A 14,493-nucleotide genomic window follows, 5' to 3' on the forward strand; every position below is an offset into this window, starting at 1 on the left:
ATAACTAAAGGGAGGCGTCGTGGGCGTATTGCTCAGGGCGCTTCCTTCCAGACTTTGACCTCGCCCAGCCAAGTCAGGTCGGCGGTACTTTCCCGCATGCTTTTTACCATCTCCTGGGAAAGATGGCGCTCGTTTCCGGCAATCATCACTTCCACATGCACTTGGCCGTTGATGTAGTGCAAAATCAGCCGTTTGATTGAGCCTTCGGGCGTCAGGTCGCGCCAGCGTTGTTGCAGGATCTCTGTCACGTCATGCCGTAGCGGCAACAGAGGAGAGCCGGCCCGCTTTTTGCCGTCAGTGTCATTCTCTGTATCTATGTGGTAGGTGATGTCGCTGATGTGCTCAAACTTCTCTCGAATCTTTCTCGCGACATGCACGCCAATATAATGCCCTTCCGAGACGCTTAGCGCTGAGTCCACTTGTAAGTGCAGGTCGATGACAATGTCCGGTCCTACATAACGTCCGCGCAGGTCATGCACGCCGCGAACGCCTTCCACCGATAACGCAAGATCTCTAAGAGCGCGGACCTGTTCCTCTGGTAGCGCGGTTTCCACCAGCTCCTTGACGCTTTTGCCCGCCAGCTCAATGCCAATCTTGCCGACGAGAATCGCAACAATGATCGCCGCCACAGCATCGAGCCAGGGGAAACCGGCTATAACGCCGAGTAGTGCGACCAGGACGACAACTGAGGAAAGGGCGTCGCTGCGTGAATGCCAGGCGTTGGCGATAATCAGATCGGAGCGTAGTTTCTTGCCGATATCCAGCGTGTAGCGATAGATCCATTCTTTACCGGCGATAGACAGGGCCGCCGCCAGTAGCGCTGGCCATCCCGGAGCGACTTGGGCGTCTTGCTCCCATAGACGCAGAATGCTGTCATAAGCCATGGCCCCGGCGACGGCGATAAGCATGGAGCCCAGCACCACTGTGCCCAGCGTTTCGAATTTTCCGTGACCGTAGGGATGTTCCCGATCTGGCTTCTGGTGGGAGTAACGCGTGATGACAATCACCAGGATGTCCGTTCCCGCATCAGTGAAAGAGTGAATACCATCCGCCACTAACGCGTGAGACTGTGCGATGACCCCGACTATGATTTTCAACAAACCCAGCGCAATATCCAGAATCATTCCAATCAAGGTGACGCGATGGGCGGCGCGAGTCTTTTCGGCGGGGGTAGAGTATGTCATGCTGCTGTTTTACAAAGCTTTATCGTGAGAGCGATGAAGAATTGTAGCATGTTCCAACTATCCTGCGGAGAAGATGGAGGTTGCGTGGGATGGGGCTGAGGATAATAGTTGAACCAGGGGCTTTAAGTTTTTTATACTGGTCAAAAAATAACCATAATAAATAGCGGAAAAGGTGCATACTATGAGTTCCCACACAGAAAGGCGTCGTTTTGAACGACTACCCGCGTCGATGAGCGTTCTGCTTGATCACCCTGTGACAGGGCTCCACGAGTTGAAAACAGTCGATCTTTCCGAAGGCGGCGTATTGGTGACCGGTGACTTTACCGGTAACGCCGAGGTCGGAGATCTGGTTTCACTGAAAGTCGTTGGCTTATTGCAGGAACGCAGTCCGACTGTCCCGTTGAAAGTGGTGCGCTGTGGCGCTAATGAAATGGCCTTGAACTTTGTTTGATGTCCGCCATTACATTCATCGATTAAACCCACGTTGAACATTTTCAGTTGAGACAAAAAGGGGAGCGACAGCTCCCTTTTTTGTTGCTCTGACGACTGTGGATAACTCGTCATGCTCTATAAATGAATGACTTACATATAAATCTGTGGAAATTCCGGAGAACTTTCCTGCGTATCGCGCCAAACCTAAGCGGCGATTTCGATGGATTTGAGTATCCTATTCCGGTGCAAAAAGTGACGTTATTCTCGGATTGGGGGAGCTAGGGTTAATAAGTGGTTGAAATTTAAGCGCAAAAAATAACTGATTAAAAAGTGATCAATTCGCTGGGAGGGCTGGAATTTCGTGGGGTCTGAGATTTTTCCCTACCGATATTAACAAAGTTATCCACAGATTTAGTGGATAAATTACAGTTCTGTCACAGATATCCCCAACATGTAGTTATGGGTGGTCAAAAATAGTGCAAAACGCAATGTGAAGTTACTTTTCGTGAGGAGCGGGCGTCGATAAGCGTCGCGCCGGTGATGGGAAATAAACCTTTTAATGCGATTCTGGTTGGTTATAATACCGCGCCTGAAGTTCACCCCTCTTTTAAACTGTTCTACAGCAGTGGAATAGCCTTATGTCATATCAGTTAGCCCGACAGTTTTTGTTTCGCCTTCCGGCGGAAGCCTCCCATAATATTTCCCTGAAAATGCTTAAGATGGCTGATAACGCCGGCATGTTGGGAATGTTTATGCCCCAAATGTATTCCCGGCCGGTCGAGTTGATGGGGATTACCTTCCCCAACGCGGTGGGGCTGGCGGCGGGGTTGGATAAAAACGGCGATTACATCGATGGCCTGAGTAAACTGGGTTTCGGCTTTATCGAAGTCGGCACAGTGACTCCTAAGCCTCAGGACGGGAATCCGCTGCCGCGGCTCTTCCGTCTGGAGGAACGCAATGCAATTATCAACCGCATGGGATTCAACAATTACGGCGTTGATTACATGGCGGAGCGCTTGCGCAAGAAAAAATACGATGGGGTGATCGGCGTTAACGTCGGCAAGAACAAAGACACTCCCGCTGAGGAAGCCGCTTCGGACTATATCACCTGCATCAATAAGGTGTATCCCTACGCTTCCTATATCACGATCAACATCTCTTCGCCTAATACCCCTGGATTGCGCGCACTCCAGTTTGGCGACTCTTTGCGCAGCATGTTGCAGGATATCAAAGACTGTCAGGAGCGTTTGAACCAGCAGCATGGGCGCTATGTGCCTTTTGTCGTGAAAATTGCGCCAGACATGTCTGACGACGAGGTGCATATGGTTGCGCGCACTCTGCTGGACTACAACATGGACGGCGCTATCGCCACGAACACCACGTTATCGCGCGAGGGCGTTGAGAGTCTGGCTCATGGAAAAGAGCAGGGCGGCCTGAGTGGCGCGCCGCTGACCAAGCGTTCCACTCATGTGGTGAAAGAGCTGTGCGCAGCGCTGGAAGGGCGGATTCCTGTCATCGCATCCGGCGGCGTGATGAGCGCCCAGGATGCGGTGGAAAAAGTGTGTGCTGGCGCCAAACTGGTGCAGGTGTATAGCGGCCTTATTTATCGAGGACCGGTGCTGGTGCGGGAAGCGGCTGAAGCGATTGGCGGTCTGGAGGGCTAATCCCTCAATGAAAAGGCCCGCGATGCGGGCCTAAATGGGGTTGGGTGAACCCCTCCTTTATGAATGAGTGTCTAAGTGAATCAGGATGCTATGCCAGGGCTTCTGTGTATCCCTGAGACGCCGGTGTAACCATCCCAATGGTCCGCTCGGCCGTCGCGCCAGCCGTTAATCCACTCTTGACGCATGTGAGGATTGGCGGCGGGACATAAATCTTTTGACCGGCCGCTTACGCCGGCACGGTAACCCTTGAGGTACGCTCTTTCGAACATATCGCGCTTCTGTCTTCTCATTCTTTAATGACCTCACCAATTTCTGGGTTAGACAGGAATTCAAACAGATAAACTTTTGAATCGGAATTTGGACTAGAAAGCATCTCCTTATCATCTGATCGTGTACGAGGGATATATATCAGAGTAATAGCGCTACACTTTCAAGTTAAGCCAAATTTAATTTCGATGTACACGAATTATTTCATCTATGTGACGGTTTTTTTATAGTTTTGTGGAATTAAATCCGGTTAAGCGCTTGATCGCCTTAGAACCGTCTTTAACCCTTGATATGCAACGATTTGTAACGGCGTAGGAATATGAATGAATTTTCATTGTTTGCGAGCTGCCCCAAAGGACTGGAGTATGTGCTCGCAGACGAATTAAAGACTCTGGGCGCGGAAGTGCTTAAAACCAATCCCGCTGGAGTTGAGGCGAAGGCGGATCTTGCCGGTGTTTACCGAATTTGTCTGGGCTCCCGTCTCGCTAACCGGGTGCTGCGATTATTGCAGTCCACCCGCACTGCTACCCGGGATGGTCTATATCAGGCTGCTTCCGAGGTGAATTGGAGCGAGCACCTGCGTCCAGGAGAAAGCTATTGGATCGCGGCGTTCGGCTCCAGCGGCGATATCCGACACTCGCGCTTTGGCGCGCAGGTAGTCAAAGACGCTATTAATGATCATTTTCGCGACCGTGATCTGGAGCTGCCGGTTATTGACAAGCGGTCCGGCGTACAGACCGTACAGTTGAATCTGGCGAAGACCATTACCCTTGGCCTGGATTTGGCTGGCAGAAGCCTGCACCAGCGCGGATATCGACAAGAGGGCGCGGCGGCGCCATTAAAAGAGAATCTGGCGGCGGCCATACTTTATCGCGCTGGCTGGCCGGAGTTGTGTGGAGAGGATGGATGCTTCGTTGATCCCATGTGCGGTTCCGGCACCCTGGTGGTTGAGGCGGCGATGATCGCCATGGATGTTGCGCCGGGGCTGCTGAACCCGCATTTTCTGTTTGAAAAAGCGCCCTGGCATGATCCGGAAGTCTGGCGTGGAGTCTACGAAGAGGCGATGGAGAAAGCGGTGCTGGGCAAGCGACGCTGGCGCGGCGCCATATTCGGCTGCGACCTGAACCCCGCTGCTATCCGCACCGCTAAACGTAATCTGTCGCGCGCCGGACTTGATCGCTGGGTGAAGCTGGAAACGGCCAGCGCCATGGACTTCACCCCTGATACGGAAGGGTGTGGGCAGCGTTTGCTGGTGTGCAACCCGCCCTATGGCGAGCGTTTGGGGCAGGAGTTGGAGCTGCGCTCGCTGTACCGGGCGCTGGGGCGGAGGCTGAAAACCGCATACGGTGAATGGAAAGCGGGTATTTTTACTTCCAGCGTCAACCTGGCCAAAGAAATCGGGCTGCGAGCGGACAAACAATACCATCTTTACAACGGACCTCTGGCCACAACGCTTTATTTGTTTGATGTTTACGGGAACCGGCCTGAAGCAGAAACGCCGCGCAAGCCGCAGAACGCTTCTCTAGAGGGGATCTCTGAGCAGGCGCAAATGTTCCGTAATCGGTTGAGTAAGAACCTGGCGAAGTGGAGCAAATGGGCGAAGAAGCAGCAGCTTAGCGCTTATCGGATCTATGATGCGGATATGCCGGAGTACGCGGTCGCCATCGACTGGTATGACGGCGGAATCATCGTGCAGGAATATGCGCCGCCGAAATCAGTGGATGAAGAAAAGGCGCGCCAACGCCTGCTGGACGTGTTGGAAGTAACCCCGGCGGTGCTGGGGATTGATGGCGGGCAGCTGTTTCTCAAGCAGCGTAAAAAGCAAAAAGGCATGCTGCAGTATGAGAAAACGGATTCCAGTCGCAAGGAGCGTACGGTAGAGGAGCATGGTTGCCGGTTCTGGGTGAATCTGTCTGATTACCTGGACTCAGGACTTTTCCTTGATCATCGTCCAACCCGCTATTGGATTCAGAAGCATTGCTCGGGTAAGCGCTTTCTGAATCTGTTCTGCTACACCGGAGCGGCGTCTGTCCATGCGGCGGCGGGCGGCGCCGCGACCACCACCAGTGTGGATATGTCGCAAACCTACCTGGGCTGGGCGGAGCGTAACTTCCACCTCAATAAACTGACCGGTCCCCATCGTTTTGTGCGGGCCAACGTTCTGGAATGGCTGAAAGCTGAGCGCAACACTTACGATCTGATATTCCTTGATCCTCCCACCTTCTCTAACTCCAAGAAAATGGAGGATGTGCTGGATATTCAGCGGGATCATGCTGGGCTGATTGAAGATTGCATGCGCTTGCTGGCGCCGGGAGGCGTATTGATATTTTCCTGCAACTATCGACGTTTCAAGCTGGACTCAGGCATTGAAGAGCGTTTTGTGGTGGAAAATCATACCGCCGCCAGCATTCCTGAAGACTTTAAGCGCAACGAACGGATTCACCAGTGTTGGCATATCCGCCATAGCGCTTGAGTCTGTGACGCTTGGCGCCGGGCCTAGAACTCGTATTTCAGGCCGGCGCTGAGCTGCATGGTGCGGATCGCCGTTTCCGTATCGCGGTGAATGCGGCCGAACTCCAGGACACCCCAAAGGTCGCCAGTGACCTTGATTTCCGTTCCTAATGCATAGCTGACGCTGAAGCTGCTTTCGGTGAGGTCTTCCGGGATATTTTGATACGAGTCCGGGTCGTCTTTGGAGACCTTACCTTTCATATGGGTGAACCCGAACAAGGCGTAGACGGACAGATAATCCGTAGCTGGATACTGTGCGCCCATATACCAGCTGGCGAAGTAGTCCATGCCGATATCCAGCCCCGGTTTTGCTTCTTCCTCATCCAGGCCCATGCCGGCGCGAAACTCGGTTTTGACGTAGTCAGTAAGATAGGAGCCATAGGTTAGCGTGACGCCTGTTGTGCTGGCGCTGTTACTGCCGTCGATTCGTTTGAAATCGAACTGGGTGGCGCTCAGCCCGACATAAGATTTGCCTTCTTTTTCTCCCTCTGCACGGCTGCCGGGGCTGGCCAGCAAAACCGCCAATACGGTGAGAACGGTTGTGATCGAACGCGGATGACGAATGCTGCGCTTCATTATTTTTAGCTTTCCATGAGTTGTTTTTATCGGTGCGGCATGCGGCCAGAGTGGAGGCGCAATAGCTCGGGATTGTGACGTAAGCGGTTGGCGCAGTCACGGAAAAGCGTCACAAATCAATTTTTCGCCCACGGGGAGGGGCTTAGAGTTCACCCATGTCCTGCATCTTGGTTTGGATGACCCTGCGCAGCTCGCTTTTTTCGAATTCGCTGGCTCGATGGATTAGCGGCAGGCGCAAGCGATGCAGATGCAGACAGGGGATCTGGTCCTGGAAGGGCTTCAGGTCGCCTTTGACCAGAATAGGCAGGAAAGGGTCGGACTCCGTGCGCATTTTATTAAGCACTTCCAGCGCCTTGCGCATAGCGATGGGCTTCGCTGGCGCTTCCGGGTCTTTGGGCTGTATCAGCATGAACATCCCTTTCTGCTTGATCAGTTCGCCGGGGATAATGTGAAAGCCGGTGCGGGTGACGGCCTCTTCTTCAATATGGTTGAACGTGTCGTGAAAGGCGTAAGGATCGGGCAATATGACCAGATTACGGTTATAGTCTTCAGGGAAGTGCATGCTGTAATTGGTATAGATTTGCCGTACGGAGCCTGAGAAGACGCATAGTTTGTTCTCAAACTTCAAGACGAACTCCTGGGCTTTGCTACGATCGGCGAGCAAATCCAGGTCCCAGATCAGGTCTGAGTTCACGTTGTTCGATATTTCCATGTAGGCGCGTTTAATTGGCTGATACGTCTGATTAAAGCGTGAAGACACTGGAAGTTATCTGCAGTCCAGTAAAAACTTAGCAGTGAAGCGAGTAACCAACAAGCCACAAAGGTTTTCAGCAAGGTAATATATTGTTACTTAACCTCCGGCGAGCTTCGGCTTCCGATGAACAAACCAATAAATTCAATAATAAAGGTGCAAGTGAAATGAGTCAGGGAACTACCGGCAGTCTCTCCGCAGTCTCCAAGTCGCAGGGGGCGGAGCTTATCCATCAGGATGGGGCGTTGATGCAGGCGCTGGGGCAGGCGTTTTTTGAAGTGCAGGCTCTGGAACATGTGCTGGCCTGCTTGTACGGCGCCAGCCCTCATGGACTGGGGGATTCATGGAGTCGCGAACTGCGCAGGATGCTGTACACCATTGAAAGCGGCGGTGTGGAAAAAACCGTGGAAGAACTGATATTTGATCTGGAGTTGCCGCAGGATCACTGGCTGCAGTTGCAGCAGGCGCTGTACCTGCGCGAGTGGGTGATCAGCGGTTTCTTCAGCGAGTTCGGCAGCCGTTTGCAGGTGCTGGAGGCGGAGGTCGGCGAAAAACTGGTGGAGCGTATGCGCGCCGCTTCTGAGGAAATCTCCAAGGCGGTGATGGATTTGCAGGAGCTGGTGTTTCAGCGCGAGATGGATTGTGATGAGCCTATGTCGGAGCAGGTCCAGCGGGCGGCGCGTTTTTATTGGGTTGGTGCGGAATAGGGCGGCTGCGCCGCCCGGCGTAATCAGCGCAGACGGCGGGTCAGTTCAGCCATGACAAAAACGTTGTTCTCCGCATTGAAACCGGAAAGGCCGTTTTCCAGCAGTATTTCCTGGCGTCGCTCAAGAAAGGTCTCGAAGTCCAGTTCCGGCAGAAAATCCGTGATCCGCGCCAGTTCAAAAGGCATGTCGGCGTCGAAGGCTTCGTACAGGCGTTCCAGCAACTGGGAGTCAGGATCGAGGCCATCGACGTAAACGGTGGCTTCCGCCAAATCGCTGGACAGGGCGCGGATGACGTCTTTGCCGGTTTCGCCCTGTTCAAATAAATGCTCCCGGGATAAGCCGTGACTGTGCTGGTAACCGAAGTCCCAATCCTCCCAATCGTCCTCTGGAATGATCAGCGCCTTTTGGATGGCCCCATCCGGGTCGGTCCAGGCGATACAGATAGGGTAGGCGTCATCGTCCGGGCTGCTGGCTTCGATGTCCAGGAACAGGGCGTCTTCCAGATGTTTGCTTTTCATAATCAGACTATTTGGGCTCGGCAAGTTATTGACATTCAATTATATTTGCTCAACCTTATTTCACCAAACAGACTTTGCAGGCGCCCGGGAGTCTGAATACGAAGGACGGCGTTGGAATCGGTTGTCGAGAGATTCCGGCGACTTGAGTCGTATTTTGTCCGTTTTATAGCTATGGATATATTAATGAAATCCTGTCTAGTCGCATGTTTTCTCTTTCTTTTTTGCATTTTCCCGGCTCAGGCCGCCCCTTCTGATATCCCGCAGCAGCTCGCCGACTGGTCCGGCTGGGTGTTGCACGACCATCTTGATAAAGACTGCACCGCAGCCCATGACGGGAGCGGCGCGAAAGTGTGCCTTTGGCTCAGCGCGCTGGAGCTGGATCTGGACCTGAAGCGGCTGGACTTCCGTTTTCAGGCGGAAAGTCAGTATGAGGGCTGGCTGTCGTTGCCGGGCTCCGCGCAATTCTGGCCTCATGAAGTGAAGCTGTCCGGTAATCGGGTGGCGGTCATCAATGTGGACGGCGTGCCTTCTATCTGGCTTCAGCCTGGAAGTTACCGGGTTCAGGGGCGCATCAGCTGGGAGCAATTGCCGCAAAGCGTTCCACTGCCTAAAGCATTCGCCATGACCAAGCTGAGCGCCGTGGCGGCGCTGGAAGGTCGCGCATACGTGGATAGCGGTTCCGCGCTCTGGCTGGTGCGTGACCAGCTACAGGCGAATCTGCAGCCGGATTCATTGAAAATCAATGTGTTTCGCAAGCTGATCGATGACGAGCCAAAACTGCTGGAGACGCGTTTGCAGCTCGACGTTTCCGGTGGGGAGCGGGAGGAAGTCCTGGGCGGCTTTCGTTTGTCCGGCTGGGAACAGGTTTCTCTGACCAGCAACCTGCCCGCGCGCGTTGAGAAGGATGGTCGTCTGCGGATTCAGGTGCGCCCAGGCTCCTGGACGCTGGTGGCGCGCTTTCGGCAGACCAATCGTACGGATGCGTTCTCTATGGAGCCGGAGCCCGGGGGCGTCTGGCCTGAATCGGAGTTGTGGGTAGTGGAGACGCAGCCGCAGTTGCGTCGGGTGGAGATAGAAGGGCGCGCTGTTGATCCGCAGCAGACGCTGTTGCCTGAGGAGTGGCGGACATTGCCAGCGTTTCGGGTGGCGGAAGGTTCGCCCCTGGATTTGAAAGAAATTGAGCGGGGGATGACTTCTCTGGCGGGAAATCGTATTCGGCAGCGCACCCAGGGGTGGCTGGCGTTTGATCAAAGTCGCTGGATCTGGCGTGATCGCCTGACGGGTGAAATGTCACAGGGATGGCGTCTGGAGCAAGGCGCGCCTTATGAGTTAGGCAAGGTGGATCTGTCGGGGCAGGCGCAGTTAGTCACGCAGTCGCGCCAGGACTCCAGTCGAGGCGTGGAAGTGCGGCGCGCTGACCTCGACATGACGGCGGTCAGCAGCTCGCCGGTTGAGCGTGAGGCCGCCGCGTTTGTGATTCCCGCCAGTGGCTGGCGTGACGACAGCGGCAGTCTTGATCTTGAGAATGTTTCCAGTGACGTCAATCTTCCGCCGGGCTGGTGGCCCTTGGCCGCTTCCGGTGTGGACCGCAGTGCGGGAACCTGGTTTGATCGCTGGTCTTTGTGGGATTTGTTCTTGCTCCTTTTGATTACTGCGGCGGTGGCGCGTTTGGAGGGTATCGTGTGGGGCGGCGTGACGGTGGTGGCGCTGGGGTTCGCCTATCACGAAATCTATGCGCCAGTGGCGGTGTGGTTACTGTTGATTATCCCCAATGCGCTACTGCGCGTGGTTCGCCCCGGCTGGATGCTGAAACTGGTGACCGGCTGGCGTTGGGGAGCGTTGCTGATTCTGGCGGGTATGCTGCTGAACTATGGTGTGGCCCAGGTGCGTATGGCGATATATCCGCAATTGGAGCGTGATTCCGGTGTGGTTTACTTTGCGGACAATGCTGCGATGAGGCGCGAGATGGCGGTGGAAGAGGATGTGCAGGCTGATTATATGCTGCAGGAGTCGATGGAGCCTGCGCCCCCAGCGCTGATGAGCGCGCCTATGTCTTTGAGGGAAAAGCAGCCTGAGGACTTGGCGCCGGAGGCTCCCGCGCCCACGGGGCCAGGAGTGCCGGACTGGAGCTGGCGAAAAGTGAATCTTACCTGGCAAGGGCCGCTTAGCGGGGATGAAAGCGCGAAGTTGTATGTGTTGAGCCCCATGCAGACGGGATTTGCGCGTATTGTTCATTTTGCGCTGTTAGTGGTGCTGTTGGCTTGCCTGGTGGGGCGGCGTGGCGGGCGCAGCGACAAGGGTGGGGATGATTCGCCGCAACCCGGCGTCACCACCAAGCTGGCGGGACTGGCGTTACTGGCCCCTCTGGCGTTGATGGCGCCGGCGGAGCGGGCGCACGCCGACACCGATTATCCCAGTCCAGAAATGTTGCAGGCTCTGGAGCAGCGTTTGACTGCGCCGCCGCCCTGTACTCCCCGTTGTGTGGATGTTAATTCCGCCAACCTGATTCTGGATGGTTACAGTCTGACCTTGTCGCTGGAAGTCAGCGCGCTGCAGCCGATTGCGTTGCCAATTCCCGCGCGCGCTGGTTTCTGGCGGCCTGAGAATGTGTTTGTCAACGGGAAGCGCTGGGATCGCTGGAGCGCTGGCGAAGATGGCGTGTGGCGTATTCCGCTGGAAGCCGGCGTGCAGGAAGTGGTGTTGGAAGGCGGCGTTCGCGAGGTCGATCAGTTTCAGTTGGCGTTTCCCCTGCGGCCCCATCGATTTTCGGCGAAAGTGGCGGACTGGTCGATGTCCGGCGCAGGTAGCAATGAGCTGCTGAGTTCTAATATCAAGTTTGAGCGCACCAGCGTCAGCCAGCGAAGTTCGGAGTCGCGGCAATCTCTGTTTCAGGAACCGGCGCCCGCCTTCGTCAAGGTCTATCGGGAACTGGATCTGGGACTGAAGTGGCGTGTACGCACCCGGGTGGAGCGAGTGGCTCCATTGCGAGGCTCCATTTCGGCCAGCATTCCGCTGTTGATGGGGGAGTCCGTGACCTCGGGAGATATCGACGTCAGCAATCAGCGGGCGTTGGTGACTTTGGATGATCGTCAGGACAGCATGGAGTGGGTGTCCAACCTGAGCTTCCGTCAGCGTATCGAGTTGCTGGCGCCGACGAATAGCGCCTGGAGTGAGCACTGGTCGATTCTGGTAGGGCCGCAGTGGAGCCTTGAATACACTGGGCCAGCGCCTTACGAAATTATTCAGTCCGGCTATTGGCGGCCAAAATGGCGGCCTCAGCCGGGAGATTCCCTGTTCTTGTCCGTTTCGCCGAATAAAGCCGTTGAGGGTCGCATGCTGACGGTGGATAGCCTGAATGTGACTCAGAAAGTGGGCGGCAAGCAGTTGCAATATACGGCTGATATTCGTCTGCGCACCTCGCGCACTCAGCGCTACAGCTTTGATTTGCCGGATGGCGCAGTCCTGGATGCGGTAGAGCTGGATGGAAGAAATGTCGCCCGCAGTGAAGAAACTAATCGTGTGGATGTCGTGCTCGGTTATGGTGAGCAATTCTTGAGCATACGCTGGCATGAGGAGACGCAAGGAACGCAGTGGCGTTATCAGACACCGGCTCTGCAGTTGCCGGCTCCTGTCAGTAACGTTCAACTTCAAATTCAGTTGCCGGATCGCCTGTGGCCGTTATGGGTGGGAGGCCCGCAAATGGGGCCGGCCATATTGTTCTGGGGTGTGCTGGCGGTGATGCTGCTGTTGGCGTCAGTGCTGGGTTGGCATGGCGGCAATCCACTGGGCGTGGGGCGCTGGGCGGTGCTGGCGGCCGGAGCGGCGTTGGGATGGGTGCAGGGCTTGCTGGTGCTGGCGGTGTGGTTTTACGCGTTCAATTACCGTTATGAGCTGGTCCACGCCTTGCCGCGCTGGGGGCGTAGATTATACAGCGCGCTGTTGGTGCTGCTAACGCTGGCTGTGTTGGGGTGGGTAATCGCCAGTATTCCCAAAGGCTTGATCGGGCAACCTGCGGATTATGTCGCCGGCAACGGATCTTTTGCGGGGCAATTGCGCTGGTATCAGGATGCGGCGGCGGGAGAGCTGCCGACGGCGTCAGTATGGACGGTTCCTGTTTTATTCTATCGGGTGGCGATGTTGGTTTGGTCATTATGGTTGGCTTTCGCCATGATCAACTGGCTGCGCTGGGCCTGGGAAAAATTCTCTGAGCGTCTGCCGGAGGCGCCGGTCAAGCCCGGGCGCAAGGATAAGAAAGCGAATGCGGGGAAGGGAGATGAGAATTCTTCGCAAAACCAACTGGCCAAGCCGGAATCTCCCGTATAGGCTATGTGCAGTGCTTACGGTCGCTGTCGGCCCAGTGTCGACAGCCGTATAGAATCGGATAACGCGGTTACTTGAGTGAAGTATGAAAAAAGAAGAGTTTAATGAAGGATTATTGGCGTTTCTAAACGCCTCGCCGACCCCTTTTCATGCGGTCGCCAATATGGTGGAAATGCTGGAAAAAGCTGGTTTCAAGCGTTTGCACGAAGAATATGAATGGTCGCTGCAGGCCAATGAGCGTTACTTTATTACGCGTAACGGCTCTTCGCTGATCGCATTCAGCGGCGCGCAAGGACCGTTGGAGGTTAGCGGGGCCAGAATGTTCGGCGCACACACCGACAGTCCCTGCCTGAAAATCAAACCCAACCCGGAATTGCTGCGCAAAGGCTATTATCAGCTGGGCGTTGAAGTGTACGGCGGCGTTTTGCTGAACCCCTGGTTTGACCGCGAGCTATCGCTTGCGGGTCGGGTGACCTATCTGAGCGGCGCCGGGGAAGTGAAAAGCACGTTGATCAATTGGGTGCGCCCGATTGCAATGATCCCCAGTCTGGCGATTCACCTGGATCGGGAGGTCAACAACAACCGCTCCATTAATCCCCAGAAAGATCTGCCGGTGGTATTGATGCAATGTCGCGACGACAGCCCGCCAGAGTTCCGTGGCCTGTTGCTGGAGCAAATCAAACAAGAGCATCCTGCATTGGATGCGGAGCGCGTGCTGGATTATGAGTTGTGTCTGTATGACACTCAGCCCGCCAGTATTCACGGTCTGCAAAACGAATTCCTCAGCTCCGCGCGCCTGGATAACCTACTGAGTTGCTATATTGGTCTGCAGGCGTTGTTGGATGCGGGTTCCAGCCAGCCTTGCTTCCTTGTCTTCAATGATCATGAAGAAGTGGGCAGCGTGTCTGCAGAAGGCGCGCAAGGGCCTTTCCTGCGCTCAGTGCTGCTACGTATTACGGAAGATGAGGCGCGTTTGAGTCAGATGATCAGCCGATCCATGATGATTTCCGCTGACAACGCTCACGGCGTGCATCCCAATTATGCGGACCGCCATGATGAAAATCATGGACCTTTGCTGAACAGTGGGCCGGTCATCAAGGTGAATTCGAATCAGCGTTACGCCACCAACAGCATCACCAGCTCGTTTTACCGTCGTCTCAGTGAGGAGCTTAAACTGCCTTATCAGGTATTTGTGGTGCGGACGGATATGGCGTGCGGCAGCACCATCGGACCGCTCACCGCGGCGGAGTTGGGCGTCAAAACCCTGGATATCGGCGTGCCGCAATTTGCGATGCATTCCATCAGGGAAACCTGCGGTAGCGCAGATCCGCTGACGCTATATGAAGTCAGCAAATCATTCTTCAATACGTCGACAATTCCACAAGCATGACGTAATCAAGGCCAGGGTAGGCGAGATAGTCCAAGGATGGGCTTTCTTGTGTAAAGTGTTTGCGCTTGAGGGTTTACGTAAAGAAAGACAACGGCGCGACGCAGCTTTTGTGTCGGAAACGCATGGAAAAGCGAGTGATTAAAGACTAAATATGATTTCTAAATCTGGAAAAA

Annotated in this window: 11 protein-coding genes; 6 read left to right on the forward strand and 5 right to left on the reverse strand. The window is 55.0% G+C overall.

The features are described 5' to 3' along the window. Positions 1 to 32: 32 nt before the first annotated feature. Entirely contained in the window at positions 33 to 1,184 is a 1,152-nt protein-coding gene (locus ONV78_RS12305; RefSeq protein WP_279503415.1) for a cation diffusion facilitator family transporter, read from the reverse strand. Positions 1,185 to 1,365: 181 nt separating this feature from the next. Between ONV78_RS12305 and ONV78_RS12310 the strand changes: the two genes are divergently transcribed. Beyond that, the gene (locus tag ONV78_RS12310) at positions 1,366 to 1,635 is read left to right on the forward strand and encodes a PilZ domain-containing protein (RefSeq protein ID WP_127969270.1); all 270 of its coding nucleotides are present in this window, start codon (positions 1,366 to 1,368) and stop codon (positions 1,633 to 1,635) included. Positions 1,636 to 2,254: 619 nt separating this feature from the next. Beyond that, entirely contained in the window at positions 2,255 to 3,280 is a 1,026-nt protein-coding gene (locus ONV78_RS12315; RefSeq protein ID WP_279503417.1) for a quinone-dependent dihydroorotate dehydrogenase, read from the forward strand. Positions 3,281 to 3,360: 80 nt separating this feature from the next. Here the strand turns inward: ONV78_RS12315 and rmf are convergent, their stop codons facing one another. Beyond that, on the reverse strand, positions 3,361 to 3,570 hold the full coding sequence (gene rmf / locus ONV78_RS12320) for a ribosome modulation factor (RefSeq protein ID WP_216737278.1): 210 nt from the start codon (positions 3,568 to 3,570) through the stop codon (positions 3,361 to 3,363). Positions 3,571 to 3,866: 296 nt separating this feature from the next. Between rmf and rlmKL the strand changes: the two genes are divergently transcribed. Beyond that, on the forward strand, positions 3,867 to 6,020 hold the full coding sequence (rlmKL, locus tag ONV78_RS12325; protein ID WP_279503420.1) for a bifunctional 23S rRNA (guanine(2069)-N(7))-methyltransferase RlmK/23S rRNA (guanine(2445)-N(2))-methyltransferase RlmL: 2,154 nt from the start codon (positions 3,867 to 3,869) through the stop codon (positions 6,018 to 6,020). 23 nt (positions 6,021 to 6,043) lie between these two features. Here rlmKL and ONV78_RS12330 read toward each other — a convergent pair whose 3' ends face one another. Together ONV78_RS12330 and ONV78_RS12335 are read right to left on the reverse strand one after the other, a co-directional pair. Continuing rightward, positions 6,044 to 6,634: a porin family protein gene (locus ONV78_RS12330; RefSeq protein WP_279503422.1), complete on the reverse strand. Its 591-nt coding sequence runs from the start codon at positions 6,632 to 6,634 to the stop codon at positions 6,044 to 6,046. 142 nt (positions 6,635 to 6,776) lie between these two features. Beyond that, positions 6,777 to 7,346: a hypothetical protein gene (locus ONV78_RS12335; protein WP_216737275.1), complete on the reverse strand. Its 570-nt coding sequence runs from the start codon at positions 7,344 to 7,346 to the stop codon at positions 6,777 to 6,779. A 206-nt stretch (positions 7,347 to 7,552) separates the two neighbouring features. Here ONV78_RS12335 and ONV78_RS12340 point away from each other — a divergent pair, with 206 nt between their 5' ends. Next, on the forward strand, positions 7,553 to 8,092 hold the full coding sequence (locus tag ONV78_RS12340; protein ID WP_216737274.1) for a hypothetical protein: 540 nt from the start codon (positions 7,553 to 7,555) through the stop codon (positions 8,090 to 8,092). Between the two features lie 23 nt (positions 8,093 to 8,115). On the opposite strand, the gene ONV78_RS12345 is transcribed toward ONV78_RS12340, so the two are convergent. After that, on the reverse strand, positions 8,116 to 8,610 hold the full coding sequence (locus ONV78_RS12345; protein ID WP_279503425.1) for a hypothetical protein: 495 nt from the start codon (positions 8,608 to 8,610) through the stop codon (positions 8,116 to 8,118). Positions 8,611 to 8,793: 183 nt separating this feature from the next. On the opposite strand from ONV78_RS12345, the gene ONV78_RS12350 reads away from it, so the two are divergent. After that, positions 8,794 to 12,933, forward strand: coding sequence for a hypothetical protein (locus ONV78_RS12350; protein ID WP_279503427.1), 4,140 nt, complete (start codon positions 8,794 to 8,796; stop codon positions 12,931 to 12,933). Positions 12,934 to 13,015: 82 nt separating this feature from the next. Next, entirely contained in the window at positions 13,016 to 14,320 is a 1,305-nt protein-coding gene (locus ONV78_RS12355; RefSeq protein ID WP_279503429.1) for a M18 family aminopeptidase, read from the forward strand. Positions 14,321 to 14,493: the final 173 nt, after the last annotated feature.

Source organism: Hahella sp. CR1, assembly GCF_029813005.1.
Taxonomy (GTDB): Bacteria; Pseudomonadota; Gammaproteobacteria; order Pseudomonadales; family Oleiphilaceae; genus Hahella.